Origin of the sequence: Rhodococcus ruber, from assembly GCF_027270735.1 — a bacterium.
Lineage (GTDB): Bacteria > Actinomycetota > Actinomycetes > Mycobacteriales > Mycobacteriaceae > Rhodococcoides > Rhodococcoides rubrum_A.
Window position 1 is genome coordinate 270,914 of sequence record NZ_JAPWIJ010000003.1, and the last position, 26,817, is coordinate 297,730.

A 26,817-nucleotide genomic window follows, 5' to 3' on the forward strand; every position below is an offset into this window, starting at 1 on the left:
GGTGGCCGTGCAGTGAGTAGCCTTGACCACCGTGCTGATTCTGCTTCCTCCCTCCGAGACGAAGTCCGACGGCGGTTCCGGAGCACCCCTCGATCTGGACCGACTGGCGTTGCCGTCGTTGTTGCCTCTTCGCCGAAAGCTCGCCGATGCGCTGGTCGAGCTCTCCGGCGACGTCGACGCCTCCATCGCGGCACTCGGCCTCGGGCCTACCCAGGTCGACGAGGTCGACCGCAACGCGCGGTTGTGGACCTCCCCCACCACGCCCGCCCTGCAGCGGTACACCGGCGTGCTCTACGACGCACTCGATGCGCCGTCGTTCACCAGAGCCGGTCGCGCCCGGGCACATGCGAGACTGTGGATCGGATCGGCACTGTTCGGGGCCGTCCGCGCGTCCGATCCGATTCCGTCGTATCGGCTTTCGGGCGGATCGACGATTCCCCACTTCGGCACGCTGCGATCACACTGGAAGCCAGAGCTTTCCGATGCCATATCCGCCGAGGACGAAGGCATCGTCGTCGACCTTCGCTCCGGCACCTATCAACAGCTCGGTCCCGTTCCGGGCGCGATCACCGCGACAGTGCTCACCGAGAAGCCCGACGGCAGCCGATCGGTGGTGAGCCACTTCAACAAGCATCACAAGGGACTGTTGGCACGCGCGTTGACCCTGACCACCGCCGAGCCCAAGGATGTGAAGGCCGTTGCGCGCGTGGCATCGAAAGCGGGTCTCCGAGTCGAAGTTGCGTCGGCGACCGAGCTGATCGTGCTCACCGAATGAGCGATATCCCCGGTCTGCTCCGCACGGGAGCCGACGCGTCCGTGGGCAAGACCAAGAGCCAACGCGTCGCCGACGACGTTGCCGATCGGCTGGTGTCGATGGACGCAACCGAGGTCGGCACGCGGGCGCTGACGAACATGATCGAGACTTTGTACGAAAACGGTTGGCAGCCTCTGGATTTGGTGCACGTGGTGCGGCGTCAGCACACGATGGCCGTGACCACCCTCGCGGCGGCAGCACTGCTGCATCAAGCCGATATCACCGATGCGGACTCGCGGGCCCCGCAGGACTGGGTGGATCAGATGTCGTCCATCTGCGAGCAGTTCCCGAAAATTGCGGCGAGGGTCGAGTCCACCCCCGACTTCCTGACGGCGTATCTGGCGTCCTCGGGCCGGTCGGATTACATTGCCGCCAGCGATCAGTGGCTCGATGTACTCACCCTGCTCGGGCAATGGCAGACACTCCCCCGGTGGCCGCAACTGGGTGCCAAGCCGTCCCAGTGGCCGCGCGTGCGCCCCACGCTGCAGGGTGTTTCCGGCTCCGACTCGCCGAACACCAAGATGCTGAGCAAGATTCGTGGCCTGTTGGCCAAAGCCGACGCCACGGACTTCGAGGAGGAAGCCGAGACGCTGACGGCCAAGGCGCAGGAGTTGATGACGCGCTACTCGATCGACACCATGCTGCTCTCGCAGGGCCGCATCGACATTCACGGCCGGCGGGTACATGTCGACGGCCCCCATGCCCCAGCCAAGGCGCAACTGCTGCACGTCGTCGGAAGCGCCAACCGCGTCAAGGCGATCTGGGACTCCGAGTTCGCCGTGGCAACTCTCGTGGGCGCCCCGGTGGACGTGGAACAGACCGAATTGCTGTTCACCTCCCTACTGGTCCAGGCAACCCGTGCCCTCGGCCACTCCCCGGAAGCGAAGAAGCGCAAGAAAGCCGGCTCGGCTGCCTTCGGTAAAGCCTTTCTGTATGCATATGCGATCCGAGTAGGAGATCGCTTGACCGACGCCGATGCGCACGCAGTCGAGGAGGCTCGCCACGAATCCGGTGATCTCCTGCCGATATTGGCGGCACAGACGGTCGCAGTGGAAGCCGAGTTCGATCGACTGTTTCCGACGGCAAAGCCGATGCGCGGTCCGCGTCTGGACGCGGAGGGCTGGGACTCGGGCCAAGCGGCCGCGGATCGGGCCGACCTCTCGCGCTGAGGTGTGAAGTTCGGCTGCTGATCCGCAAGGCAAAATGGTTCTGTGCCCGACACTCTCGACGACATCATGACAAGAACCTCGGACTTGCTTTCCGAGCGCAACATGGCCGCGCTGTCGACGTTGATGGCAGGCGTGTCGACGACCGACGCGGTGCGGATACTCGAGCGAGTCGACTCCGCTGGCCGCGCGGTGCTCTTTCGACTACTGCCCAAGGACGAGGCGGTGTCGGTGTTCGAGCGGTTCGACGCCACAGTGCGCAGTGAGTTGTTCGAGAGCCTGCGTAGCGACGACGTCATCGCGCTGTTCGAGGACCTCGACCCGGACGACCGAGTCGAACTGCTCGACGAACTTCCGTCCAATGTCGCGCACCGGATGATGAGCGGACTCTCCGCCGCGGAGCGGACGCTGACGGCACCGATGTTGGGCTACGACCGTGGATCGGTCGGTCGGCGGATGAGCCCCGAGTACGTGCGCGTGCACTCCGACGCCACGGTGGCCGAGGCCCTCGATGCTGTTCGCCGTACCGGCGCGGAGGCCGAATCGGTCTACGTCCTGCCGATCACCGACGGGCACCGCACCCTGGTCGGCGTAGTGACTCTTGCCGACCTGGCGACCGCGGCACCGACGACCCCGGTGGGCGATCTGTATTCGGATCATCCGGTGGTGAGGGCGGACTCGTCCGCCGAGGTCGCGTCCCGGCTGTGCTTCGAGCACCGTAGTGCCGCGGTGGTGGTCGTCGACTCCGAGCAACGGCTGATCGGGATTCTCACTCTCGAGCAGTCCGCGCGCATACTCGAGGAGGCTGAGGACGAGGACGCCGCCCGGGCGGGCGGCTCGGAGCCGCTACGGCGTCCCTACCTGTCCACGCCGGTGCTCGCCATCGTTCGCTCCCGCGTGGTGTGGCTACTGGTGCTGGCGTTGTCGGCAATTCTCACGGTGCAGGTACTCGAGATCTTCGAGCATGCTCTTGCCGCCGTGGTCACTCTCGCCCTGTTCATCCCACTGTTGACCGGGACCGGAGGCAACACCGGCTCGCAGGCAGCGACCACCGTCACCCGAGCTCTGGCACTGGGCGACGTCCGTCCACGCGACATCGCCGCAGTGCTGTTTCGCGAGGTCCGCGTCGGCGCGACCATGGGTGCGATGCTCGGCACCCTCGGCTTCGTGATCGCCGGACTCGTCTACGACTGGCACCTCGGGGTCGTCATCGGAACGACACTGCTGTCGATCTGCACACTTGCGGCCACGGTCGGCGGCGCGATGCCGCTGATCGCGAAGAAGATCGGTGTGGACCCGGCGGTCTTCTCGACGCCCTTCATCTCCACCTTCTGCGATGCCACGGGTCTGATCGTGTATTTCCTCATCGCCAAGGCTGTTCTCGGCGTGTGATCAGCTCTGGTCGTCAGCCTTTCTGGGCGTCTTCCTGTGCTGCCTGGGCCTGCGCGACCTGCTGCGGGGTGAAACGGATGAAGAGGGCCGCGAGGCCGGCTATGACGGCGCAGACGGCGCAGCAGAACAGAGCGAACATGTAGCCCGAGCTCAGTGCATCGAGTTGGCTCTCGTTCATCAGTGTCGCCGGCCCGGATATTCCGCCCAGCGAGATGGTGCGCGAGGTGACCAGCGCACCGATGACGGCCAAGGCCAACGGGCCACCGAGGGTTTGCGCAACCAGAGAAATCGCCGTCAACGGCCCTATCTCGGTGGGGCTCACCCCGGCGATGGCGCACAGCGGGAGCGGCACCACCGTCAGGCCGACACCGAAGCCGATGCCGATGACGGGAAAGAACAGTCCGGGGAAGTACGACGAGTCCGCGTTCATCGTCGTGACCGACACCATGAGCCAGCCGACCATGATGACGGCACCGCTCAGAATCAACCAACGGGGAGCGATTCGGGTCACCAGTTGCGAGGCCAGGAACGCCGCGGCACCGAGTCCGAAGGCGAACGGCACGAACGCCAGCCCGGCATGAAGCGGGCTGTATCCCAAGATGTCCTGAACGAACAGGGCCACGTACGCGGCGAGGCAGAACATCACTCCGCCGGCGAAGAAGATGGCCACGAAGGTCGCGACCCGATCGCGGTTGCGGAACAGCGAGAACGGCAGCAGCGGATTGTCGGCACGACGCTCGACCAGCAGGAACAATCCGAGGAAGAGCAATCCCGCGATGAGCGAGATGATGACGATCGGGCTGGTCCAGCCCAGTTCGGTGCCCTCACTCAAGGCCAGGACCACGCCGGTGCAACCCAGCGTGGCCAGAATCGCGCCGGGGACGTCGAGAGGGAGTTTCGCGCCCACCGTCTCTTTCAGCGACACGACCGCAAGCACCACGATCACCACACCGATCGGCACGTTGATCAGGAAGATCCAGCGCCAGGACACCTCGGTCAACGCGCCGCCGATGATGAGCCCGGCAATGGAGCCGACACCCGTCATGGCCGCGTAGATCGCAATGGCTTGATTGCGTACCGGGCCGGGCGCGAAGGTGGTTGCCACCAGCGCAAACGCCGTGGGCGACGCCACCGCGGCCCCGACCCCCTGTAGAGCCCTGGCCGCGACGAGCGTGGCTTCGTTGACAGCGAGACCGCACAGCAGCGACGCGATCGTGAACAGCACGACACCGGCCAGGAACATCTTCTTGCGACCGAATGCATCGCCGAGCCTGCCGCCGAGCAGCATCAGTCCGCCGAACGCCAGAGCGTACGACGTCAGCACCCAGTTGCGACCGGCGTCGGACAATCCCAGGTCCGCCTGTAGGGGTGCCAGGGCCAGGTTGGCGACGGTGCCGTCGAGCACCACCATCAGCTGCAGGCCACTCAGGACGATGATCGCCATCCCGAACGCTCGGGTCGTCACCGGATATTCGATCTCGGTGGCGGAGGTCTGGGACATCGATGACTCAGGCACGAGCGTTCACGTTACCGGCGTTCACGGAAAAACCGGCAACGGTCCCGATAACCACGATGGCAGGAGGCCTGATCCCTGCTTCGCGAACGGCCTCGGCGACGGTGCTCAGGTCCGCCCGAACTTCACGTTGAGTACGCATGGTGCCCTCCTGCACGACGATCACCGGGGTGTCGGACGGCCGTCCACCGGCGACGAGCACCTCGGCGAACTTCCCGATCCGCTCGACGGCCATCAGCAGCACGATCGTGCCCTTGAGCTTGGCCAGCGCGTCCCAGTCGACCAGTGAATCGGGATGATCGGGTGCCACGTGACCACTGACGACCACGAACTCGTGGGTGACGGCGCGGTGCGTCACCGGAATGCCCGCCGACGAGGGCACCGAGATGGCACTGGTGATGCCGGGCACCACGGTCACCGGGATTCCCTCGGCAGCCAGCGCTTCGAGCTCCTCGTATCCCCGACCGAACACATAGGGGTCACCGCCCTTGAGCCGAACGACGAATTTGCCCGCTTTGGCACCGTCGATCAATGCCTGATTGATCGCTTCCTGCGCCATGGCACGGCCGTACGGAATCTTCGAGGCGTCGATGACCTCGACATGCGGACCCAATTCGGCGAGCAGTTCGGGTGGAGCGAGGCGATCGGCCACCACGACGTCGGCGTAGGCGAGCAGTCTGCGACCCCGCACGGTGATGAGATCCGGATCGCCCGGGCCTCCACCGACCAGCGCGACGCCGGTCATCGGCGCGTGGGCCGAGTCGGCGACGACCCCGGACTGCAGGGCCTCGATCACAGCGTTGCGTACTGCTGCAGAACGCCGATGCTCGCCACCGGCGAGCACACCGAGGGTCAGGCCGTCCCACTCGGCCGAGGCCGGAGTGACCGCGGTTCCGTCCTTGGCGATGTCGGCTCGGACGCAGAAGATCTTGGATGCGGTGGCCTCGGCGACGATGGCGACGTTGGTCTCGGCCTCGTCCGTGCAGGCGATGGCGTACCAGGCGTCGGCGAGGTCACCCTCGCGGTAGTCGCGCAACTCGAGCGTCACCTGGCCCGCGGTCGCCATTGCCTCGACAGCAGGCGTGGCCTCGCGAGTGATGACGTGCACCACGGCACCGGAGGAGATGAGCAGCGGCAATCGGCGTTGCGCGACGGTGCCGCCTCCCACCACGACGACGCGTCGACCGTCCAGATTCAGGCCGACCAGATAGGGAGAGTCAGTCGCGTTCACGGGAAGAAACGCTACCGCGCGCGCTGCACTCGCTTTTCGTCCCATACGGGCTCACCGGATTCGTAAGCCTGCCCGGTACTGCCGAACACCAGAAATCGGTCGAAACTGCGGGCGAACCAGCGGTCGTGAGTGACCGCGATCACGGTGCCCTCGAACGCCGCGATCGCGTCCTCGAGAGCGTCGGCGGACATGAGGTCGAGGTTGTCGGTCGGCTCGTCCAACAGCAACAGCGTTGCGCCCGAGAGTTCGAGAAGCAGGATCTGCACGCGCGCCTGTTGACCGCCCGAGAGATTGTCGTAGGACTGCTCGGCCGCGCGAGCCAGACCGTAGCGATCCAACGCCCGGCCTGCGGCCTCGCGCCCCATGCCGTCACGGTGTTCGTTGCCCATGTGCAAGATGTCGAGCAACGTGTTGCCCGCGAGATCGGGGCGAGTGTGGGTCTGCGCGAACAGGCCGGGCCGGACGCGAGCCCCGAGCACCGCGGTGCCGGTGTGCGGCACCGGCTCCAGCGCCAGTTCCTGCACCGGTTCGTGTTCCTTCTCCGGATCGGTCCCACCGTTGGCGAGCAATCGGAGAAAGTGAGACTTGCCGGAACCGTTGGACCCGAGCACCGCAACGCGGTCTCCGTACCAGATCTCGGTGTCGAAGGGCTTCATCAGACCGGTCAGTTCCAGAGCAGTGCACACCAGCGCGCGCTTGGCCGTCCGACCGCCTCGTAGTCGAACGGTGACGTGCTGTTTCAGCGGCACAGCCTCCGGCGGGCCGGCCTCCTCGAATTTGGCCAACCGAGTCTGGGACGCGTGATAGCGCGCGGCCACGCCGTCGTTGAACTTCGCCTTCTCGCGCAGTCGCAACACCAGTGCCCGAAGTTTGACCAGTTCCTCGTCCCACCGCCGTCGCAGTTCGTCGAGCCGAGCATTCCGGTCCTCGCGCGCAGCGTGATACGTCGCGAACCCGCCGCCGTGCACCCAGGACGTCGCCCCGCTGACGCCCGGTTCCAGGGTCACGATCCGGTTCGCGGCATTGGCGATCAATTCGCGATCGTGGCTGATGAACAGCACGGACTTGTCGGAGTCACGAATGGTCGCCTCGAGCCAACGCTTGCCCGGGACGTCGAGGTAGTTGTCCGGCTCGTCGAGAAGCAACAGGTTGTCGGGCCCGGCGAAGAGTGCTTCGAGCACCAGACGCTTCTGTTCACCGCCACTGAGCGTCGATGCGGCACGCCACTTGGCCCGGTCGAACGGCATGCCCAGTGCGGCGGTGGTGACCTTGTCCCAGAACGGCTCGAGATCGTAACCGCCGACGTCACCCCAATCCGACAGTGCCTGGGCATACTTCATCTGGGTCTTCTCGTCGTCGATCTCGATCATCGTGTTCTCGGCGTCGTCCAGTGCCGCAGCTGCAGCCCGGACGGCCGGGGACGCAACGGACAGCAGCAGATCGCGCACGGTCGAGTCGTCGCGCAACTGGCCGACGAACTGCCGCATCACTCCGAGGGAGCCGGAACTCGACACCGCTCCCTCGTCGGCGGTCTCGTCACCCGCGATGATCCGCGTCAGTGTCGTCTTGCCGGTTCCGTTGGGCCCGATCAACGCCGTCTTGGCACCGTCGCCGACCCGAAACCCGACACCGTTCAACAGCTGCCTGCCGTCGGGCAGGAAGTACACGATGTCGTTGAGTTCGAGGTGGGCCACAACGAACCAGCCAACCTCATCGGCCTCGGGATGGCCAATCGTTTACCACCACGCTCGTGTCTTCCCTGAGCGAGGGCAGTGTCTTCCCTAGGCGAGGGCCAGGGTCGACGTCTCGGTCAGCACCTGCTCACCGGCATCGTCGACGTGAGCATGGCGCACCTGCAATCGCGCCGAATCACCGTGCAAGGTCAGCAACATGACGCCGTTGTCGAACCACGGTCCCGCCTCTGCTTCCCATTCGACACCGGACGGGCCCACGTGCGCAGCTCGAGCGAGTTTCGACAGGATCCGAGCTGCTGGACGTTTGATGGCCAGCTTGTTGACCGCGCGGATCGGGAGATCGAGCGGATTGCGGAACGGAGACATGGTGAGTTGATAGGTGGCAGGCACATCTTGCCCACCGACCCCGAAGTCCGCGTTCGCCACATAGGAGCAGTGCACGTCGCCGGACAGCCACATGATGGAGGCAGGCTTGTTCTCGCCGCGGGAGAGCTCACGCGTCAGCGCCGCCATGTCGTTGAACGAATTGGTGAAGGCAGCCCAGTGTTCGAGGTCGAGCCCGATTCGCATCTTCTCTGCCACCTTGGCCGGCATGGAACCCCAACTCCCCTGCGCCACAGCCTCGTTCCACTGTTCCAAGTAGTGCAGAGCGGGCAGCATCAGATAGGGCAGCGAAGAACCGAACAGCAGGTGTCGCGGAGTGGCTTCGAGCGCGCGCTCCCGTACCCACGCCCACTCCTTCTCGTCCACCATCTCTCGGTTGTTCGGATCCAGATTTCGCGAGCACCGCGAATCGATCATGATCAGACGCGTGTCCCCGAAATCGCGGTAGAAGCTCCAGCGCCCCGTCTCGGGATTGCGGTCGATTCGTAATGCAAAGTCGGCCAACAACTTCTCGCGATCCGCGTCACTGGCAGCGGACCGGACCGCCGCGTACATCTCGTCCTGCGCCAATTCCTTCGGCGACAGATTGCCGAGGTGTTGGTACACCCAGTACGACGAGTACGCGCCGATCACGCGATCGTTCCACCACGGCCGAGTTTCGATGTCCCGACGCCAGGACGCGGACGAATTCCAGTCGTCACGCAGATCGTGGTCGTCCAGGATCATGCACGACGGGATGCTCGCCATCAGGGTCCGTACCGGCTCCAGTCCCCACGACTCCCGATACAGCCAGGAGTATTCCTCGAAGTCGCAGATTTCGTTCTCCGCGTCGGTACCGACCGCGCTTGTCGGCCCCTCCCCCGACTGCCGCCGCGCCTGCAGCCGTTCGACGATTTCCGGCGACGGGTCGTCGGCGTAGACCTGATCACCGAGGAGCAGCAATGCCTGCGGCCACCGACTCGGATCCTCTTCGATCAGCGCGTTGCCCAGCCCGGCCAACGCGTCGGCTCCGATCTGTTTCAGAGATTCCTCGCTGTAGTTGTCGCCTCGTCGACACGATCCGAACGCCAATGTGACGGGCCCCTGGGCGTCGACAGTGTGGATGGCAGCAGTGTGGCCTTCACGCGGCCAGACCTTGCGCTCATCGACGAACACCTCGTAGTACACCGCGGAGTTGGCGGGCAGGCCTTCGAGTGGAACCAACGCGTAGTGGTGGCCGTGCACACCCCACGTGCGTTCTGCCGCGCGAACGCCGGCATCGGTGACGACCGTCACGGTCGACGCTTCGGCCATCTCGAACCACAGGGTCGCAGTCTCGGTGCCGACGTACCGGACGATCGGGCCGAGCAGGACAAGGCTGTCGGAAGTCATTGGATCCACATTGCCCGCGCCGGCCGGCTTTCGCCAGTCAGTAACGGACATTCGCAGGTACGTCGGCCACCGGAGCGACCGCTACGACCGTTGCCCCGCGTACCGATCGAGGGATCACCAGCCGCTGCGCCGGGCCGGCCAGGAGCGCCGCGGCTTCCGCCACGCTGGCACTTCCGACTGCGTCGAACACCCGTTGCGACGCGCACGGAGTCGGCACCGCCGAGAGTTCCTGGGCAGAATAGGTCAACCCCCGAACCCCCATGCTCGACGCCACCGCCGCCACCAGATCCGCTTTCCTGTCGATCGAGGCGATGGCCTCGACCCGCCAATCCGGCCGCAGTACAGCCGCGATCGCGCGTACGATTTCGGCCGCATCGACACCCGCTCGGGCACCGATTCCGACCACGACCCGCATTGTCGACAATCCCTAGACGCGCGCGTAATCGACTGCGGCGGAGACGAATCGTGAGATGGACTCGGGATTACCCGCCGCGTGCGTGTGCAGGTAGGACGCGTGCACTCCGCCGCGGACGAAGCCTTCGCGAGCGGCGGTTCTGCCGTCCGGTCGCTGTCGATGCCAACCCCAGGCCGCCGGGGCGGCCTCGCGCACTGCGACGAGCTTCGTGCGATGGAACTCGTGGCCGGTGACACGGGTTCCCGCGTCGAACAGAGGCGACGCTTCGAGGGCCACCGCGTCGCGATACCCGAGAGTGAGCGTGTTCCCGAATTCCGCGTCGACATCGACGACGCCCGCCATTGCATGACCGTCCAATTGCGTCGCTAGATAGAGCAATCCGGCGCATTCTGCGTGAACGGGCAAACCCCGGGCCGCGGCCGTCCTGATGTCGGCAAGCAACAGTTCGTTCGCTGCCAGCGCGGCAGCATGTTCCTCCGGGAATCCGCCGGGCAGCACGACTGCTGCTGTACCGGTGGGCAATCCGTCGCGTAATGGGTCGAACACAGCGACGTCGGCCCCGGCAGCACGCAGAAGTTCTACATGCTCGGTGTAGCCGAAGGTGAATGCGGGACCACCTGCCACCGCGACGACCGGCGATCCTTCGGACCTACGAACCTCGTCGACCGGATCCCACTCGGGCGCGAGAATCGCCGAGCGAGCCAAGGCGCTCACTGCCTCCACATCGACGAACTGCGCCACCAGTGCGCTCATCGCGTCGACCGCATCGGTGGCGGCTCCACCGTGTTCGACGGCGGTGATCAGGCCCAGATGTCGTGACGGCACAACCAATTCGCTCATCCTCGGCAACGCGCCGAGCACCGGCACACCCACCCGCTCGCACGCTTGACGCAACACGTCCTCGTGGCGTTCGCTGCCGACCCGGTTGAGGATCACACCGCCTATGCGGACGCTGGGGTCGAACGTCGAGAACCCGTGCAGCACAGCCGCGAGCGACTGACTGTGGCCGCGGGCATCGACCACGAGAATCACCGGGGCACCGAGCATCGCCGCCACCCGTGCGGTCGATCCCTCGGCGGACGCCTCCCCGGGGCCGGTCATGTCGATCTTGCCGTCGAACAGTCCCATGACGCCTTCGACGACCGCGATGTCGCAGCCCCGGCTGCCGTGCCGAAAGAGAGGCCCGATTCGATCGGCACCCACCATGACCGCATCGAGGTTGCGGCCGGGCAGCCCGGCCGCCAGACCGTGATAGCCGGGGTCGATGTAATCCGGACCCACCTTGAACGGTGCGACCTTTCGGCCGGCAGCACGAAGGGCACCCATCAGCCCGGTGGCAACCGTCGTCTTTCCGCTGCCCGACGCGGGGGCCGCAATCACCACGGCGGGGCACGACGGATTCACCATTCGATGCCTCGCTGCCCCTTGCGCCCGGCATCCATCGGATGCTTGACCTTGGCCATCTCGGTGACGAGATCCGCGGCCTCGATCAGCTCACGGGGCGCATCCCGTCCGGTGACGACAACATGCTGGTTGCCCGGTCGATGGGTCAGAACCTCGACCACCTCCGCAACATCGACCCAACCCCACTTGAGCGGGTAGGTGAACTCGTCCAGGACGTAGAAGCGGTGCGACTCCTGCTCGATCCGACGGGCGATCTCCCGCCAGCCCTCTGCCGCTGCCTCGGCGTGGTCGACGTCGCTGCCCTTCTTGCGAGTCCACGACCAGCCCTCGCCCATCTTGTGCCACTCGACGGCTCCGCCGACACCGGTGCTCTCGTGCAGATCGCCGAGAGTCCGAAACGCCGCTTCCTCGCCGACTTTCCACTTGGCACTCTTGACGAATTGGAACACTCCGACGTCGAACCCCTGGTTCCACGCCCGCAACGCCATTCCGAACGCAGCGGTCGATTTCCCTTTGCCCGGACCGGTATGGACGGCAAGGACGGGCAGATTTCGGCGCTGACGCGTCGTGAGTCCGTCCTGCGGAACTGTGCCGGGAGCGGGTACACCCTGAGGCATCGCGCGCCCCCTACGCCGCTGCGCGGACGACGGCGGTGACCTGCTCGGCCGACAGATCCTCCAGCGCCACGTAGCCACCACCGAGACGGGCCGCGAAATCGGCGGCCAGGCCGAGACGGACCATTCCCGCTTCGCAGTCGACGACGACCGAGGCGATCTTGTCCGCCGCGATTCGGGCTGCGGCAATGCGCGCGCGGCCGACGGGGTCGGTGCCTCCGGTCGCTCGGCCGTCGGTCAACGCAACCACCAATGCGCGGCGCAGCGGGTCCCGAACGCGTTCTCGCAGAACCAGATCTCGGGCCGTCAGAAATCCCTGTGCCAACGGAGACCGACCACCGGTCTTCATGTTGCGTAACCGCGTCACGGCGACATCCACCGATGACGTCGGCGGCAATACCGTCTCGGCTTCCTTGCCGCGCACGGTGATGACGGCGACCTTGTCACGGCGTTGATACGCATCGCGCAACAGCGACAGCACCGCACCGGTCACCGCGGAGAGTCGATCTCGTGCAGCCATCGATCCCGAGGCATCGACGATGAAGACGATCAAGTTGCCCTCGCGCCCCTCCTTGATCGCGCCCCGCAGATCCGCAGCCTCGAGCTTCAACCGGCCTGACGTGCGACCGCGGACGACCTGCTGCTCGGCGGCGGCGAACAACGTGCCGATCAGATGCAGACCTGTGCCTCGCTCGATTGTGGGCCGTACCGACCGTCCGTGTGAGGAGCGTGACCTCGAGCGTCGACCCGGCGCGCCTTCTCCCACTCCGGGAACCTCGAGCAGTCGAGCCTTGAACTGCGCACCCGGAGCTCCTGCCTGCTTGTTCTTGCCCGCTCCCGAAGGCTGTGGCTCAGGCGTGCCCGAGGTCTCGTTGTCGGGCGACGACGGGGAAGACTCCGAACGCTCGGCCCCGTCGGCATCCTCGGGTGATGGCGCTCCCCCACCACCGTCGGGGGTCGGGTCAGGATCGGGATCCGAATCCGGCTGCTGCTCGGCCTGTTCCGCTGCGTCGCGCATGGCGTCGTCCAGCTGCTTGTCGTCGATGCCCGGCTCGTCGAACGGATCGCGTCGACGCCGATGCGGTAGTGCCAGTTCCGCGGCGACCCGCACGTCTTCCTCTGCCACCTCGCTCGCACCCCGCCACGCGGCGTGGGCGGACGCAGTGCGAGCCAACACCAGATCGGCGCGCATCCCGTCGACGTCGAAGGACGCGCAGAGGGCCGCGATGCGCCGAAGCTCCTTGTCGCTCAACTCCACGTCGTCGAGGATCTTCCGGGCGGCCAGAATCTGCTCGGCCACCGCGATGTCGTCGTCGCGAAATTGGGCGGCGAACGCGTGCGGATCGCGCTCGTAGTTCATCCGGCGGCGGACGACGTTCATCCGAACATCCACATCGCGCGATGCCGTCACGTCCACTGCGAGACCGAACCGGTCGAGCAGCTGCGGTCGCAGCTCACCCTCCTCGGGGTTCATCGTGCCGACCAAGACGAATTGTGCTGGGTGCGAATGTGATACACCGTCACGCTCGACATGTACGCGGCCCATCGCGGCCGCGTCGAGCAATACGTCGACCAGATGATCGTGCAGCAGATTCACTTCGTCGACGTAGAGAACGCCGCGGTGCGCAGCTGCGAGCAGGCCGGGCTGGAAGGCGCGTTCACCGTCACGCAGGACCTTCTCGAGGTCGATGGACCCGACCACTCGATCCTCGGTGGCTCCCACCGGAAGCTCGACGAGCTTTGCCGGACGCGATCCGTTCTCGTCGGTCACTGCCGGCAGCAGCGTCGCGAGCGCACGCACCACCGTCGATTTGGCGGTGCCCTTCTCGCCGCGGACCAGCACACCGCCGATACCGGGATGCACGGCGCACAGAATCAACGACAGGCGCAGTTGGTCCTGACCGACGATCGCACTGAACGGATATCCCGGTTCGGGAACACTTCCACCTTGCTGCACAGCTATGTCCCTTCGTGCCCGGAGTTCCGCGCCGGGCGTTCGGTAGAAAAACGCGAAGCCGGGCGGCGATCTGGCTGACAGGAGTATCTGCTCGAGCGAAGAAACTCCTGAACACAGTGGCGGGACCGCGCCTGATTCGTACAGGACTTCTCCGCAACCGACTTCGAACGGAACACTACCGCCGAACGAACGAATGCCACACACGGTAGGTCCGTGTGTGGCATTCGTTCCGGGAGTGGAGCCTGCGGAACGACCTCACCGATTATCGAGTACTGCGGAAGGTCAGGCCTCGCTCCATGCGGTGCCGCCGCCCCGACGCATCGGGGTGTGCGGAATACCGTCCTCGAGAACTTCCTCACCGTCGGGCAGGAAGCCGTGCTTGGCGTACATGTCGACGAGGTAGCTCTGAGCATTGATGCGACACGGCGCGGAGCCGACCTCGGCCAGCGCTGCCCGCAGGATCCGCGTGGTGTGGCCCTGCCCTCGGGCTGAGCGCTGGGTGCAGAGGCGACCGATGCGGAACGCCTTCTCCCCGTCGTCGTGCTCCTCGAGCAGACGGAGAGTGCAGACCACCTCGCCGTCTCGTTCGAGCCAGAAGTGTCGTGTCTCGGTCAGCAGGTCACGCCCGTCCAACTCCGGATAAGCACAGGCCTGCTCGACCACGAACACCTCGACACGCAGCTTCAACAGGTCGTACAACGTGTTGTTGGACAGGTCTAGTGCCCATGATCGTTTGAGAGCTGCTGCTTGCGTATTCATACCTTTTGCTATCACACACCCGTGGGCTGTGCGAGCTCACGCGAGTTTTCCAGCTCCAGTGTCTTCGAGGTCCAGGCCCAGACCTCGTCGAACAGCGAGCTGTTCTGGGCCAGCTTGACCCCCAGCGACGGGACCATTTCCTTGAGCTTGGGCTGCCACGCGTCGTACTTGTCGCCGAAGCACCGCTGCAGCACGTCCAGCATTGCCGGGACGGCGGTGGATGCACCGGGCGAGGCACCGAGCAATCCGGCGATCGTGCCGTCCGCAGCGTTGACCACAGCGGTGCCGAACTCGAGCACGCCGCCGCGACCCTTCTTACGGATGACCTGCACTCGCTGACCTGCCGTGACGAGTTCCCAGTCCTTACCGACAACCGAGGGGGCGAACTCGCGCAGGGTCTCCACCCGATCGGCCTGCGACTGGGCCAGCTCGCTGACCAGGTACTTGACGAGCCCGAGCTCCGTCACACCGACGCCGAGCATCGACATCAGGTTGCCGGGCTTGACCGAGCCGGGCAGGTCGGTGATCTTGCCCTGCTTGAGGAACTTGGGGGACCAACCGGCGTACGGGCCGAACAGCAGACCCTGCTCACCGTTGATCACCCGGGTGTCGAGGTGCGGCACGGACATGGGAGGAGCGCCCACCGAGGCCTTGCCGTACACCTTGGCCGAATGCTGCTCGATCAGTTCGGGGTTGGTGCACCGCAGCCACTCGCCGCTGACCGGGAAGCCGCCGAATCCCTTGATCTCCGCGATACCGGACTTCTGCAGCAGGTGCAGTGCGCCGCCGCCTGCGCCGACGAACACGAACTTGGCGTTGACGGTCTTCTTCGCACCCGTGCGCTGGTTGGCGACCTTCACGTCCCAGGTGCCGTCGGACTGCTTGGTGATGTTGCGCACATCATGGCCGAAGTGAACGGTTCCACCCGCCGCCGACAGGTAGTTGAGGAGCTGCTTGGTGAGCGCGCCGAAGTCGACGTCGGTGCCCTCCTGGCTCCAGTTCAGCGCCACCGGATCGGAGAAGTCGCGGCCCTCGGCCATCAACGGCAGTCGCGCCGAGAACTCGTCCTTGGAATCGATGAATTCCATTCCGGCGAACAGCGGGTTACCGACGAGCGCCTCGTACCGCGCACGCAGGTACTTCGCGTTGTCGGCCCCGTGCACGAAGCTCACGTGCGGAATGGGGTTGATGAAATTCTTGGCGTCGGAGAGCACGCCGGTCTCGATACCGTGGGCCCAGAACTGCCGCGAGACCTGGAACTGCTCGTTGACGTTGAGCGCCTTGGAGATATCGACACTGCCGTCCTTGTTCTGCGGCGTGTAGTTCAACTCGCACAGTGCCGAGTGGCCGGTACCCGCGTTGTTCCACGCGTCGCTGCTCTCCGCCGCCGCCGCGTCGAGGCGCTCGTAGACGTCGATCGACCAGTTCGGCTCGAGCTGACGGAGCAGCGCACCGAGGGTGGCGCTCATGATTCCGGCACCGACCAGAACGACGTCGGTCTTGATCCGCTTACCCTGCTCTTCTTTGGACACTGGAGAATCGACTTCCTTGTCTGTGGAGGTCTCGACCGGAGAACTCTGCTGTAGAGGGCTATTCACCCGATGCGGTCAGGTTACTAGCTGGGCCTACCCCATCGGACACCACGTCAACCCGCTCTCGATTGTGCTCCTCGGACGCCGCTCACGGCGCCCACTACAGTTGTGATCTGTGACTACCTGGGTGCCCGACGTCCTCGGCGACGGCTACGAACAGACGACCATTCCACTCGGTGACGATCCCGACGGAGAGGGGCAGGTCGAGGCCACGCTGGTGCGGTATCAACCGTCCGGTGCCTCGAACTTCGACCGCGCGGTGATCTACGTTCACGGTTTCACCGACTACTTCTTCCAGCGGCACATCGCCGAGCACTTCGCGGCGAAGGGATACGCGTTCTACGCCCTCGACCTGCGTAAGTGCGGGCGTTCGCGCCGCGAGGGCCAGACTGCGCATTTCGTGACCGATCTGGCGATGTACGACGCCGAGTTGAACGAAGCTCTGAGCCTGGTTCGCGCCGAGCGCGGCGACGCCTCGGTGCTGCTGATGGCGCACTCCACGGGCGGCCTCGTTCTCCCGCTGTGGCTGAACCGCCTCAACCGTCAGGAAGGCGGGTCGGCCGGGATGGGCCTGGCGGGAGTCGTCCTCAACAGCCCGTGGTTCGACCTGCAGGGCCCACCGGCCATTCGCAGTGTCGGCACCGCAGCGATCGACGTCATCGGCCGATTCCGGTCCAAGACGCAGGTCCCCGGTAGTGGGCTCGACACGTACGGCCTGTCGCTCGCTGCGTCGGAGAACGGCGAATGGGACTACGACCTCGACTGGAAACCGCTCGCAGGCTTTCCCATCACCTTCGGGTGGATTCGCGCTGTCCGCCACGGACATGCCGAGTTGCACCGGGGCCTCGACATCGGCATTCCCTCGCTGATTCTTCGGTCGAAGGTGACGCATTTCTCCCGCCGTTACAGCTCGGCCGTCGACGTCGCGGATGCCGTTCTGGACGTTCGCCAGATCGCGCGCTGGGCCGGTTGCCTGGGCGACCGTACGACGATCGTGCCCATCGAGGGAGCCCGCCACGACGTGTTTCTGTCCACGGAAGGCCCACGAGTACGGGCATTCGAGGAAATGGACGAATGGCTCGAGTGGTTGCACCGAGGAGAAAGCACCGACCATGCGTCGGGCAAGGACCACAGTGAGAGCGGGCACATTTCATGACCGAGCATTTCGACATCGCGATCATCGGCTCCGGATCGGGGAACTCGATCGCGGATTCGCGCTTCGACAACAAGAAGATCGCTCTGCTCGAGGAGAATTCCACGTTCGGTGGCACGTGCCTCAACGTCGGGTGCATCCCCACCAAGATGTTCGTCTATGCAGCCGAAGTCGCTCGGACGGTTCGAGACTCCGCGAAGTACGGAGTCGACGCCCACGTCGATGCGGTGCGCTGGCGCGACATCGTCGACCGCGTCTTCGGACGGATCGACCCCATCTCCGAGGGCGGTAAGCGATACCGCGCCGAGGGCAGCCCCAACGTCACATTGTTCGAGGGACACGCGACGTTCGTCGGCCCCCGCACGATCGACACCGGCACCGGCACCGTCATCACCGCCGACCAGGTCGTCATCGCGGCCGGATCACGCCCGACAGTGCCCCAGGCCATTGCCGATTCGGGCGTCGCCTATCACACCAACAGTGACGTGATGCGGCTGCCGGAGCTTCCCGAGCATCTGGTGATTCTCGGATCCGGTTATATCGCAGCAGAATTCGCGCACGTGTTCTCAGCGCTCGGTTCCAAGGTCTCGATCGTCGCCAGGAAGGACGGTCTGCTGCGCGCGCTCGACGCCGATATCTCCAAGCGTTTCACCGAACTGGCGCGCGCCAAGTGGGACGTCCATCTCGACGCCGGTGAAACCCGTGCTGTGACCGAGGGCACGCTGCACGGCGTCGAACTGGCCGACGGCACCAAGGTCCTGGGCGACGCGTTCCTCGTCGCCGTGGGCCGGGAACCGAACGGAGACAGACTCGATCTGGGCGCGGCCGGCATCGAGCTCGATGACGAAGGCCGCATCGTGGTGGACGAATTCGGCCGCACCACGGCCGAGGGAGTGTTCGCGCTCGGCGACGTCTCGTCGCCCTACCAGCTCAAGCACGTGGCCAACCAGGAAGCTCGGGTCGTTCAGTACAACCTGCTGCAGGATGCGTGGCACGGCGACACCTCGGCACTCCGGGAGTACGACCATCGGTTCGTTCCTGCGGCGGTGTTCACCGATCCGCAGATCGCCGAGGTGGGCATGACCGAAGAACAGGCCCGCGACGCGGGGTTGGACATCACGGTCAAAGTGCAGAGCTATGGCGACGTCGCCTACGGCTGGGCGATGGAGGACAGCGAAGGTCTGTGCAAGATCATCGCCGAGAAGGGCACCGGCAAGATTCTCGGGGCCCACATCATCGGCGCACAGGCCCCCACTCTGATCCAACCCCTCATCCAGGCCATGAGCTTCGGGCTCTCTGCCCAGGACATGGCTCGTGGCCAGTACTGGATTCACCCAGGACTGCCCGAGGTTGTCGAGAACGCCCTGCTGGGGCTCGACCTGTAGCTCCGGTCACCAGGGGCTGGTACGAAGCACGATCTCGGTAGCCAGCTCGGCCGACGCGTCGGCGGGGATGTTGCGCGCCCCGTCGAGCTGGACCACTCGGAAATCCGAGTAGACGAACCGACCGCTCGCGTCGGCGGATGCGCGGCCCAACGAGGACCCGACGACCAGTGTCGTCGGTAGCTCGACCGGGGGGCAATCTGCGGCGCGGACGGTGCCCTGATCGTCCGCGATGGCGGGGTGGCAACGGTTCACCGCGATCAGGCTGGCGAACCGTCCGAAGGTTTTCGCGGCCAGCGTCCACGCAGGTTCTGCGCCCGCGCCGCTGCCGACGAGGTGCACCCACGAGAGCTTCAGCTCGTCGAGAACAGCCAGGATCGCGTCGTCGGTGACGCCGTCGATGCTTTCCAGCGCAACGGTTTTCAGATCCGAGTTGTGCAGCCGTTCACTGACTGCGTCGTACACATCCACCGGATCACCTGCGTCGGGAAGCAACAGGACAGCGTGCCGGCTGTCGGGGCCCGCAACTCGCACCGAACATTGCCCGCCCGCAGCACTCACATGCGTGAACTCCATGACGACGACGGTACTGCCTCTTGCGCATGCTCCGCATCGGTTCTATGGTTAGTTACATGAGTAATGAACCAGTGAGGCAAGCAACCTCCACGCACCGGCGGCGGTTCTGATGGACGAGGGCAGGCCGATCTTCTTGCAGATCGCCGAGCTCGTCGAGAACTCCATCATCGACGGATCGTTGGCCGAGGAAGAGCAGGTCCCTTCGACGAACGAGCTCGCCGCGTTCCATCGAATCAATCCGGCCACCGCGGGCAAAGGGCTCGCCAAACTCGTCGCCGACGGCGTCGTATACAAGAAGCGAGGAATCGGCATGTTCGTCACCACAGGGGCTCGGGACGCTCTCCGATTCCGACGCCGCGACCACTTTGCACGTCAGTACATCGATCCGCTGGTCACCGAGGCACGCAAGCTCGGCATGACCGTGGACGAACTCAAGACCATGCTCGACAACTGGGAGGCAGCACGATGAGCGTCCACACTCTCGGCTCGATCGGCGAACCCGGCGCCATAGCCGCGTCGGCCACTCACCTGACCAAGAATTTCGGCTCGTTCACAGCGGTCGACGACGTAAGTTTCGAGATCGAACGCAACAAGATCTACGGCTTTCTGGGCCGCAACGGCGCGGGTAAGACCACCGTCATGCAGATGATGACCGCGCAGATGCGTCAGAGCGCCGGCGAGGTCTCGATATTCGGACAATCTCCGTGGGAAAACCCGGTCGCACAGAGTCACATGTGCTTCGTCAAGGAAAGCCAAAAATATCCTGACGACCTGAAGGTCGAGCACGCCGTTTCGCATGCGTCGAATATCCTTCCGCACTGGGACGGTGACTTTGCCGCAGAGTTGGTGCGCGACTTCGACCTGCCCCTCGGCCGCAAGATCAAGAAGCTCTCGCGAGGAATGACGTCGGCTCTCGGAATCGTCATCGGACTCGCGTCGCGTGCACCACTGACCTTTTTCGACGAGCCCTACTTGGGACTGGACGCGGTCTCGCGACACCTGTTCTACGACAGATTGCTGGCCGACTACGCCGAGCACCCCCGGACCGTCGTTCTGTCCACTCATCTCATCGACGAGGTCAGCGATCTGATCGAACACGTGATCCTCATCGACAAGGGCAGGATCGTGCTCGACGCCGACTCGGATACCCTGCGCGAGAGCGCATTCGAAATCACCGGTCCCGCCAAGGCGGTCGACTCGTTCACCTCGGGACACCGAACTCTGCACCGAACCACCCTCGGCGCGAGCGCGCGGGCAACGATCGACGGCCGACTCACCGACAGCCAGAGATCGGACGGTGCAGCAGCAGGCCTCACCATCGAAGCAGTTCCGTTGCAGCAGTTGATCATCGACCGCACCACCGCGGACACCGAGGAGACAGTGTCATGAAACGAATACTGAATATCGCTAGAATCCACAATACCTCCTGGGCAACGACTTTCGTGTGGCCAATGGCGGTTCTTGCCATCGCCTTCGTGATCACCTTCGGCATATTTCTGGTCATCCCGACCACAGACTCCGAATACAACTTCACCGGTAGCGTCTTCTCGATCTATGGATTCGCGATGGCGTTCTACATCACCGCGATCACTCAGTGCTTTCCCTATGCCCTGGGTCTGAGCGTCACCCGACGCGAATTCCTCACCGCCACAGCGCTGGTAGGAGTGTGCCAGTCGATTGCATTCGGCACGATCATCTACGTGCTGTCCTTGATCGAAGCAGCCACGGATGGATTCGGCCTGAAACTGAGAATGTTCGGCATCGCTCGGTACGCAACCGACAATCCGTTGGTGCAGTGGACCGCACTCGTTACCGTCATGCTGCTCCTCGGCGGCATCGGTGCATTCATCGGCGTCGTATATCGACGGTTCCGCACCAACGGATTGTTCACCCTCGGACTCGGTGCGCTCGTACTCTTCGGCGGGGGATCGATTCTCGTGACCTGGCAGAACTGGTGGCCCAACGTCGGGAGCTTCTTCACCGACACGCCGCGAATTCTTCTGCTGGTCGTCATTCCCTTGATCGTCACCGCCGTGTTGTCGGCCGCCAGCTGGGTCGGACTGCTCAAAGCAACTGCGTGACAATCCTGTTCGATTCACGATCGACGCCGTGCTCGATGAGATCGAGTACGGCGTCGACGTCCAGGTTGTCTTCCACCAGATCGGCCAGCAGGTCCAACTGCTGCTCCCGCAGTGCCGCGACCGACGTAGCGGGGGCCACCAGAAATCCTTCGCGACCCGACGTCGCCGCCACCCAGGTCACGAACGCGCGCCGAAAGTCGTCGGACTCGAGAAGACCGTGCCAGTGGGTTCCCACGACACTGCCGCGCACACTGCCCTCGCGAACGCCCGAAGACGCAGTCAGCAATGCATCGTCCCCGCTACGAACAACCCGTCCGTGATGAATCTCGTACCCGGACACCGAATGTGCACCGAACCGCTCTGCCAGACCCGACACCTGCGCGAGTACCTTGTCGGCTGCGAACTCGATATCGAGATCGAGCAGACCGAGCCCCTCGACCACACCGACACCCGACTCCACCGCGTCCCAGATCCTTCGGCCGAGCATCTGATAGCCGCCGCAGACACCCAGAACAGGCCGACCAGCCGCGGCGCGCTCGGAAATGGCACGGGCAAGACCGGTGCGCCGCAACCACTCCAGATCCGACACCGTGGACTTACTGCCCGGGACGACCACCAGATCCGCATCCTCGAGGCGAGACGGCTCGGTGACCCAGTGCACCGACACGCCGGGCTCGCACGCCAGAGCCTCGACATCGGTCGTATTGGAAATTCTCGGCAACCGCACCGCCGCAACACGTAGCCACTGGGATCCGACGGGAGGACGCGGCCTGCCCACCGGAGCATCGGCAACTGTTCCCAGTGAATCCTCCGCGTCCAACCACAATCCGTCCGCGAACGGGACGACTCCGTACGTCGGCCGCCCGGTCAGTGCCCGCAACTGGTCGAGACCAGGTGCCAACAGTGCCGGATCGCCTCGAAACTTGTTGATCACGAACCCCGCGACGAGCGCCTGATCTTCCGGAGACAGAACGGCAACGGTGCCGAACAGGTGGGCGAGCACTCCCCCGCGGTCGATGTCGCCCACCACGATCACCGGAAGCGAGGCCGCCGTCGCCAGTCCCATATTGGCCAGATCGGTCGCGCGCAGATTGATCTCGGCGGGCGAACCCGCTCCCTCACAGATCACCACGTCGAATTCCGCACGCAAAGAAGCCAATTCGTCGGCCACGACCGCCCGCAGCGCTGTGCGATGCTCGATGTAGTTGCTCGCACTCACCTGCGCCACCGCACGCCCGCGTACCACCAACTGCGAGGTCCGGTCGCTACCGGGTTTGAGCAACACCGGATTGAACCGGACACTCGGCTCCAGGCCGCAGGCCGCCGCCTGCATCGCCTGCGCCCGACCGATCTCACCGCCGTCGAGCGTGACCACAGAATTGTTGGACATGTTCTGCGCCTTGAACGGAGCCACCCGCACGCCCCGTCTCGCCAGCATGCGACACAGACCGGCAACCAACACACTCTTGCCCGCATCCGACGTCGTCCCCGCAACCAGCAGGGCACCTTTCAGACTCACGGCATTGGTTTTCTGTTCACTCCGCAGGCTCCGCTCACGGCAGGGTTTTTCTGTTCACTCCGCAGGCTCCGCTCACGGCAGAGTCAGAATCTCGCTGCCCGTCTCGGTGACCACGAGGGTGTGCTCGAACTGGGCGGTCCACTTCTTGTCGTGCGTGACCACCGTCCAGCCGTCGTCCCACATTTCGGCGTTGATCGTGCCCAGGTTGATCATCGGTTCGATCGTGAAGGTCATTCCCGGCTCGATGACGGTGTCCACCGACGGCTGGTCGTAGTGCAGAACGACGAGGCCGTTGTGGAAGGTGGTACCGATGCCGTGTCCGGTGAAATCCTCGACCACTCCGTACCCGAACCGATGAGCGTACGACTCGATGACGCGGCCCACGACGTTCAGTGCGCGACCCGGCTTGACAGCCTTGATGGCTCGCATAGTGGCCTCGTGCGTGCGCTCGACGAGCAGGCGGGCTTCCTCGGAGACGTTGCCGGCCAAGAAGGTTGCGTTGGTATCGCCGTGAACACCGTCGATGAAAGCGGTGATGTCGATGTTGACGATGTCGCCGTCCTCGATCACCGTCGAGTCGGGAATGCCGTGGCAGATGACCTCGTTGAGCGAGGTGCAGCACGACTTCGGAAAACCCTTGTAGCCCAACGTGGACGGGTACGCGCCGTGATCGATCATGTACTCGTGAGCGATGCGGTCGAGCTCGTCGGTCGTCACTCCCGGTGCCACCGCCCGGCCCGCTTCCTGGAGAGCCCTGGCCGCAATCTTCGATGCCACCCGCATCTTCTCGATGACCTCGGGAGTCTGCACCCACGGTTCGCTGCCCTCGGCGACGGTCGACTTCCACGCGTACTCGGGCCGCTCGATCGACTTGGGCACCGCGAGGACGGGCGATACGACGCCTGGTACGAGTGGCTGACGGGGCTTGCTCTCGGCGGTCACAGACATGAGCCCAGAGTAGTCGGCCTCGTACCGACGCTCCGCCCAGCGCACGGATGCCCGGGCAATCGAATCATCGTTCCGACGAGCGGATATGATCTGGGTCACGTTTGTCACCGATTGCCGACCCGAGGAAGGGAAGCACCGTGGTCCACTCGAATCTGCTCCGCCCTCGTGACGGCGACGCCCTGCGCGCCGAACTACGCCAGGTGGCGGCAACGTCGGATGTGCCCGTCGTGTTCGGCGGCGAAGTCTCCTCGGAGACTCTGTATCTGAGCGAGTTCCAGGGCACCCGTACCCGCGGCCTCGACGGACTCGCCATCCCACCTCGGTCGGGTCTCGGTGGACGCGTCATGGAGCAGCGTAAACCGGCAGCCGTGAGCGACTACGGATCCTCTGCCTCGATCACCCATCACTTCGATCGACCGGTGCTCGGCGAAGGCCTCAAGTCGATTCTCGCGATGCCCGTGGTGGTGGCGGGAGTCGCTCGGATAGTGATGTATGCCGCGGTACGCGAGCGTGGCCCGCTGGGCGATCGAGTGGGCGACATCATGACGGCAGCCGCACGACGCCTCGGGCAGGAGATCGCCGTTCGCGACGAGGTCGACCGCAGGGTTCGGCTCCTGGCCACTACCCGCTCGATTCTCGATTCGGACCTCTCGCGGGCCGCCGAACTGCGCAGCGTTCACGTGGAGCTTGCCGATCTGGCTCGCTCCGTGGGTGACGAGAAGATCCGCCGCAGACTCGATCTGGTCACTGCGCGCATGGCAGCGACCCTCGGCCAGGCAGTGCCGTCCGCCGAAATGCATGTGGACGGCACCGTTCCGCAGTCGCCCCTCCTGCTGACACCGCGTGAAATCGACGTCATCTCACAGGTTGCGTTGGGCTGCACCAACATCGAGGTTGCACAGCGCCTGTCGATCGGTGCCGAAACGGTCAAGTCGTACTTGCGGAGCGTGATGCGAAAGACCGAGTCGCACACCCGATACGAGGCCGTGGTGGCGTGCCGCCGGCTGGGCATCGTGACTTCCTGATCTGCCGCACCGCCGCCCGCTCAGTACCCCGGCGGTAGCTGCTCGAACATCTCCCGGGTCACCGCGACAGCGTTGTCCGAGCTGCCCCCGCGCACCACGAGCGTGGCAAACGCGATGTCGCCTCGATATCCGACGAACCACGAGTGCGAGCCGCCGTCGACCTCGGCCTCACCGGTCTTTCCGTAGACCTCACCCTGGTCTGCGATGCGCTCGGCCGTACCACTGGTGACCACCGATCGCATCATTCCACGTAGCCCGTCGACCATCGCCGGTTCGATCGGTGGGTGATCGCCGGTGATCACCGTGTCGCGTCCCACCAACAGGTTCGGCACCGGGGTCGAACCGTGGGCCACCGTCGCCGCGGCCAACGCCATGCCGAAGGTGGAGACGACCACCTTGCCCTGCCCGAAGCCGTCCTCGGTGCGTTGGACGAGCTCGTCTGCCGGGGGTACCGAACCCGAGTCGGTCGGCAGCCCGACGACATCGTAATCCGGGCCGACGCCGAACTGAGATGCGGCGACGGTCAACGCGTCGGGCGACATCTCGCTGGCCAGCTTCGCGAACGAGGTATTGCACGATCGAGTGAACGCGGTACTCATCGTTACGTCGCCGAGCGCGAACTCGTTGTAGTTGGGCACACTGCGCTCGCCGATCTCGATGCGACCCGGACACGGGACGGTACTGCCCGGGGTCGCCAGTCCGCTCGAAATGGCAGCGCCGGCGGTGATGATCTTGAACGTCGATCCGGGCGGGTAGAGACCGGCGGACGCCACCGGCCCGTCCCGGTCGGCGGCCGGGTTCTGCGCCACCGCGAGGATCGCACCGGTCGACGGTTGGAGGACCACCGTCATCGCCTGCTCGGTGCGTGCGTTCACCGCCCGCTGCGCCGCGACCTGGATGTTGCGATCGAGACTGATCGAGAACGACGGAGCAGGCTGCGGCGGAGTATCGGTCAGGACATCGACGTCGACGCCGTTGCGGTTGCTGGTCACCACGCTCCAGCCCGCCTGACCGTCGACCTCGTCGATGACGGCCTTCTTGACCTGACCGACCAGATCCGGCGCGAACGTGGGATCGGTGGACACCAGATCCGACTCGTCGGATGCCGTGACACCGGGAATCTCGGTCAGCGCTGCCGAGATGGGCTGAAAGTCGCTCTCACGCAGCAGCGCCACCGGATAGTCGCCGTCGACCGAGGTGGCCGATTCCACGATGGACTGGGCCGTGATCGATGCGTCGAACGGAGTCAACAAAGTCGACAACGCGGTCGCCGACGCCACCACGTTGTTCGCATTCGCTGCGTCGAACTTGATTCGATGCACAACGCCGGGCACCAGAACGTCGGTCCCGGAACGCTCGTTGACGCGCGCCCGCGGGGCTGCCGTCGAGCGCAGTGACATGGTTTGGGTGTCGCCGAGCTTGGGATGGATGTCCGACGCCGTCCAGCGCACCACCCAATCGCCCTCGCTGCGCCCCATGTTCAGCTGACCGTCGTAGGTCCACACCCGACCCTTCGGCAGCTGCCACGTGTACGTGTAACCGACCGTGGCGGTGTCTCCGTCGACCCGCACCGACGTCGTCTCGGCGTCGAGGGACTCGGCCTGCAGATTGGTCCACGCCTCGGTCAATGCGGTGGCCGCGGCATCGGGCTTGTCGGTGTCCGCAGCGGCGGCTGCGATGTCATTGGACTCGAAGGCCGCAAGGAAAGCCTGGGCCGCGGGCTCCGGGCCGTCGGGCTTGGGGGTACACCCGGTGAGCGCGCCGGCAACCACGGCTCCGATCGCCAGCACCACGCCGACTCGATACCGCATCTCGGTTGCACCACGT

At 65.0% G+C, this 26,817-nt stretch carries 23 protein-coding genes and 1 riboswitch; of the genes, 9 read left to right on the forward strand and 14 right to left on the reverse strand.

The genetic code is table 11. The features are described 5' to 3' along the window. The first annotated feature begins 31 nt into the window (after positions 1-31). Genes yaaA through mgtE form a run of 3 tightly spaced genes read left to right on the forward strand, consistent with a single transcriptional unit; the run spans position 32 to position 3,372 of the window. Positions 32-775: a peroxide stress protein YaaA gene (gene yaaA / locus O4220_RS08460; RefSeq protein ID WP_269603602.1), complete on the forward strand. Its 744-nt coding sequence runs from the start codon at positions 32-34 to the stop codon at positions 773-775. Next, the gene (locus O4220_RS08465) at positions 772-1,983 is read left to right on the forward strand and encodes a DUF2786 domain-containing protein (RefSeq protein WP_269603188.1); all 1,212 of its coding nucleotides are present in this window, start codon (positions 772-774) and stop codon (positions 1,981-1,983) included. The genes yaaA and O4220_RS08465 overlap by 4 nt, the downstream gene beginning before the upstream one ends. Before the next feature lie 42 nt (positions 1,984-2,025). After that, the gene (mgtE, locus tag O4220_RS08470) at positions 2,026-3,372 is read left to right on the forward strand and encodes a magnesium transporter (protein ID WP_269603189.1); all 1,347 of its coding nucleotides are present in this window, start codon (positions 2,026-2,028) and stop codon (positions 3,370-3,372) included. A gap of 13 nt (positions 3,373-3,385) precedes the next feature. On the opposite strand, the gene O4220_RS08475 is transcribed toward mgtE, so the two are convergent. The 10 genes from O4220_RS08475 to mqo all read right to left on the reverse strand — a co-directional run bounded on the left by O4220_RS08475 (position 3,386) and on the right by mqo (position 16,246). After that, positions 3,386-4,873 (reverse strand): MFS transporter, encoded by a 1,488-nt coding sequence (locus O4220_RS08475; RefSeq protein WP_269603604.1) that lies wholly within the window; start codon positions 4,871-4,873, stop codon positions 3,386-3,388. 7 nt (positions 4,874-4,880) lie between these two features. Continuing rightward, entirely contained in the window at positions 4,881-6,116 is a 1,236-nt protein-coding gene (cobA, locus tag O4220_RS08480) for a uroporphyrinogen-III C-methyltransferase (protein ID WP_420030344.1), read from the reverse strand. 11 nt (positions 6,117-6,127) lie between these two features. Beyond that, a complete protein-coding gene (locus O4220_RS08485; protein WP_269603191.1) occupies positions 6,128-7,810 on the reverse strand; it encodes an ABC-F family ATP-binding cassette domain-containing protein in 1,683 nt (560 codons plus the stop codon). Positions 7,811-7,897: 87 nt separating this feature from the next. Further along, positions 7,898-9,565, reverse strand: coding sequence for an alkaline phosphatase D family protein (locus O4220_RS08490; protein ID WP_269603193.1), 1,668 nt, complete (start codon positions 9,563-9,565; stop codon positions 7,898-7,900). Positions 9,566-9,602: 37 nt separating this feature from the next. Further along, positions 9,603-9,980, reverse strand: a complete 378-nt coding sequence (locus tag O4220_RS08495; protein WP_269603194.1) for a cobalamin biosynthesis protein — start codon at positions 9,978-9,980, stop codon at positions 9,603-9,605. Positions 9,981-9,992: 12 nt separating this feature from the next. Beyond that, a complete protein-coding gene (locus O4220_RS08500) occupies positions 9,993-11,387 on the reverse strand; it encodes a cobyrinate a,c-diamide synthase (RefSeq protein ID WP_269603195.1) in 1,395 nt (464 codons plus the stop codon). After that, on the reverse strand, positions 11,381-12,001 hold the full coding sequence (gene cobO / locus O4220_RS08505) for a cob(I)yrinic acid a,c-diamide adenosyltransferase (RefSeq protein ID WP_269603196.1): 621 nt from the start codon (positions 11,999-12,001) through the stop codon (positions 11,381-11,383). Before cobO ends, O4220_RS08500 begins: the two co-directional genes overlap by 7 nt. A gap of 10 nt (positions 12,002-12,011) precedes the next feature. Beyond that, entirely contained in the window at positions 12,012-13,961 is a 1,950-nt protein-coding gene (locus tag O4220_RS08510) for a magnesium chelatase subunit D family protein (protein ID WP_269603606.1), read from the reverse strand. 40 nt (positions 13,962-14,001) lie between these two features. Then, positions 14,002-14,153, reverse strand: a riboswitch (cobalamin riboswitch). An 84-nt stretch (positions 14,154-14,237) separates the two neighbouring features. After that, positions 14,238-14,714, reverse strand: a complete 477-nt coding sequence (locus O4220_RS08515; RefSeq protein WP_032377066.1) for a GNAT family N-acetyltransferase — start codon at positions 14,712-14,714, stop codon at positions 14,238-14,240. 11 nt (positions 14,715-14,725) lie between these two features. Next, complete coding sequence (gene mqo / locus O4220_RS08520; protein ID WP_269603197.1) at positions 14,726-16,246, reverse strand: malate dehydrogenase (quinone); 1,521 nt, start codon at positions 16,244-16,246, stop codon at positions 14,726-14,728. A 175-nt stretch (positions 16,247-16,421) separates the two neighbouring features. Between mqo and O4220_RS08525 the strand changes: the two genes are divergently transcribed. Further along, complete coding sequence (locus tag O4220_RS08525) at positions 16,422-17,462, forward strand: alpha/beta hydrolase (RefSeq protein WP_269603198.1); 1,041 nt, start codon at positions 16,422-16,424, stop codon at positions 17,460-17,462. Next, the gene (gene mtr / locus O4220_RS08530; protein ID WP_269603199.1) at positions 17,459-18,844 is read left to right on the forward strand and encodes a mycothione reductase; all 1,386 of its coding nucleotides are present in this window, start codon (positions 17,459-17,461) and stop codon (positions 18,842-18,844) included. Before O4220_RS08525 ends, mtr begins: the two co-directional genes overlap by 4 nt. A 6-nt stretch (positions 18,845-18,850) precedes the next feature. Here the strand turns inward: mtr and O4220_RS08535 are convergent, their stop codons facing one another. After that, entirely contained in the window at positions 18,851-19,417 is a 567-nt protein-coding gene (locus O4220_RS08535) for an alpha/beta fold hydrolase (RefSeq protein WP_269603200.1), read from the reverse strand. A 106-nt stretch (positions 19,418-19,523) separates the two neighbouring features. On the opposite strand from O4220_RS08535, the gene O4220_RS08540 reads away from it, so the two are divergent. The 3 genes from O4220_RS08540 to O4220_RS08550 all read left to right on the forward strand — a co-directional run bounded on the left by O4220_RS08540 (position 19,524) and on the right by O4220_RS08550 (position 21,498). Further along, a complete protein-coding gene (locus O4220_RS08540; protein WP_269603608.1) occupies positions 19,524-19,886 on the forward strand; it encodes a GntR family transcriptional regulator in 363 nt (120 codons plus the stop codon). Continuing rightward, on the forward strand, positions 19,883-20,806 hold the full coding sequence (locus O4220_RS08545; protein WP_269603201.1) for an ABC transporter ATP-binding protein: 924 nt from the start codon (positions 19,883-19,885) through the stop codon (positions 20,804-20,806). The genes O4220_RS08540 and O4220_RS08545 overlap by 4 nt, the downstream gene beginning before the upstream one ends. Positions 20,807-20,868: 62 nt before the next feature. Beyond that, positions 20,869-21,498, forward strand: coding sequence for an ABC transporter permease (locus O4220_RS08550; RefSeq protein ID WP_269603202.1), 630 nt, complete (start codon positions 20,869-20,871; stop codon positions 21,496-21,498). Here O4220_RS08550 and O4220_RS08555 read toward each other — a convergent pair. Beyond that, positions 21,482-23,011 (reverse strand): cobyric acid synthase, encoded by a 1,530-nt coding sequence (locus O4220_RS08555; protein WP_269603611.1) that lies wholly within the window; start codon positions 23,009-23,011, stop codon positions 21,482-21,484. The genes O4220_RS08550 and O4220_RS08555 overlap by 17 nt on opposite strands. Before the next feature lie 78 nt (positions 23,012-23,089). Further along, complete coding sequence (map, locus tag O4220_RS08560) at positions 23,090-23,965, reverse strand: type I methionyl aminopeptidase (RefSeq protein ID WP_269603203.1); 876 nt, start codon at positions 23,963-23,965, stop codon at positions 23,090-23,092. A gap of 137 nt (positions 23,966-24,102) precedes the next feature. On the opposite strand from map, the gene O4220_RS08565 reads away from it, so the two are divergent. Continuing rightward, positions 24,103-24,990: a LuxR family transcriptional regulator gene (locus O4220_RS08565; RefSeq protein WP_269603204.1), complete on the forward strand. Its 888-nt coding sequence runs from the start codon at positions 24,103-24,105 to the stop codon at positions 24,988-24,990. A 20-nt stretch (positions 24,991-25,010) separates the two neighbouring features. Here O4220_RS08565 and O4220_RS08570 read toward each other — a convergent pair whose 3' ends face one another. Next, entirely contained in the window at positions 25,011-26,801 is a 1,791-nt protein-coding gene (locus tag O4220_RS08570) for a penicillin-binding transpeptidase domain-containing protein (RefSeq protein ID WP_269603613.1), read from the reverse strand. Positions 26,802-26,817 lie beyond the last annotated feature (16 nt).

Bases quoted from the DNA above. Each gene is read 5' to 3' on its own strand.
- O4220_RS08465 (WP_269603188.1), top strand. From the start codon at position 772: ATGAGCGATATCCCCGGTCTGCTCCGCACGGGAGCCGACGCGTCCGTG.
- O4220_RS08475 (WP_269603604.1), bottom strand. From the start codon at position 4,873: ATGTCCCAGACCTCCGCCACCGAGATCGAATATCCGGTGACGACCCGA.
- O4220_RS08490 (WP_269603193.1), bottom strand. From the start codon at position 9,565: ATGACTTCCGACAGCCTTGTCCTGCTCGGCCCGATCGTCCGGTACGTC.
- O4220_RS08495 (WP_269603194.1), bottom strand. From the start codon at position 9,980: ATGCGGGTCGTGGTCGGAATCGGTGCCCGAGCGGGTGTCGATGCGGCC.
- O4220_RS08500 (WP_269603195.1), bottom strand. From the start codon at position 11,387: ATGGTGAATCCGTCGTGCCCCGCCGTGGTGATTGCGGCCCCCGCGTCG.
- cobO (WP_269603196.1), bottom strand. From the start codon at position 12,001: ATGCCTCAGGGTGTACCCGCTCCCGGCACAGTTCCGCAGGACGGACTC.
- O4220_RS08515 (WP_032377066.1), bottom strand. From the start codon at position 14,714: ATGAATACGCAAGCAGCAGCTCTCAAACGATCATGGGCACTAGACCTG.
- mtr (WP_269603199.1), top strand. From the start codon at position 17,459: ATGACCGAGCATTTCGACATCGCGATCATCGGCTCCGGATCGGGGAAC.
- O4220_RS08535 (WP_269603200.1), bottom strand. From the start codon at position 19,417: ATGGAGTTCACGCATGTGAGTGCTGCGGGCGGGCAATGTTCGGTGCGA.
- O4220_RS08545 (WP_269603201.1), top strand. From the start codon at position 19,883: ATGAGCGTCCACACTCTCGGCTCGATCGGCGAACCCGGCGCCATAGCC.
- O4220_RS08550 (WP_269603202.1), top strand. From the start codon at position 20,869: ATGGCGGTTCTTGCCATCGCCTTCGTGATCACCTTCGGCATATTTCTG.
- map (WP_269603203.1), bottom strand. From the start codon at position 23,965: ATGTCTGTGACCGCCGAGAGCAAGCCCCGTCAGCCACTCGTACCAGGC.
- O4220_RS08570 (WP_269603613.1), bottom strand. From the start codon at position 26,801: ATGCGGTATCGAGTCGGCGTGGTGCTGGCGATCGGAGCCGTGGTTGCC.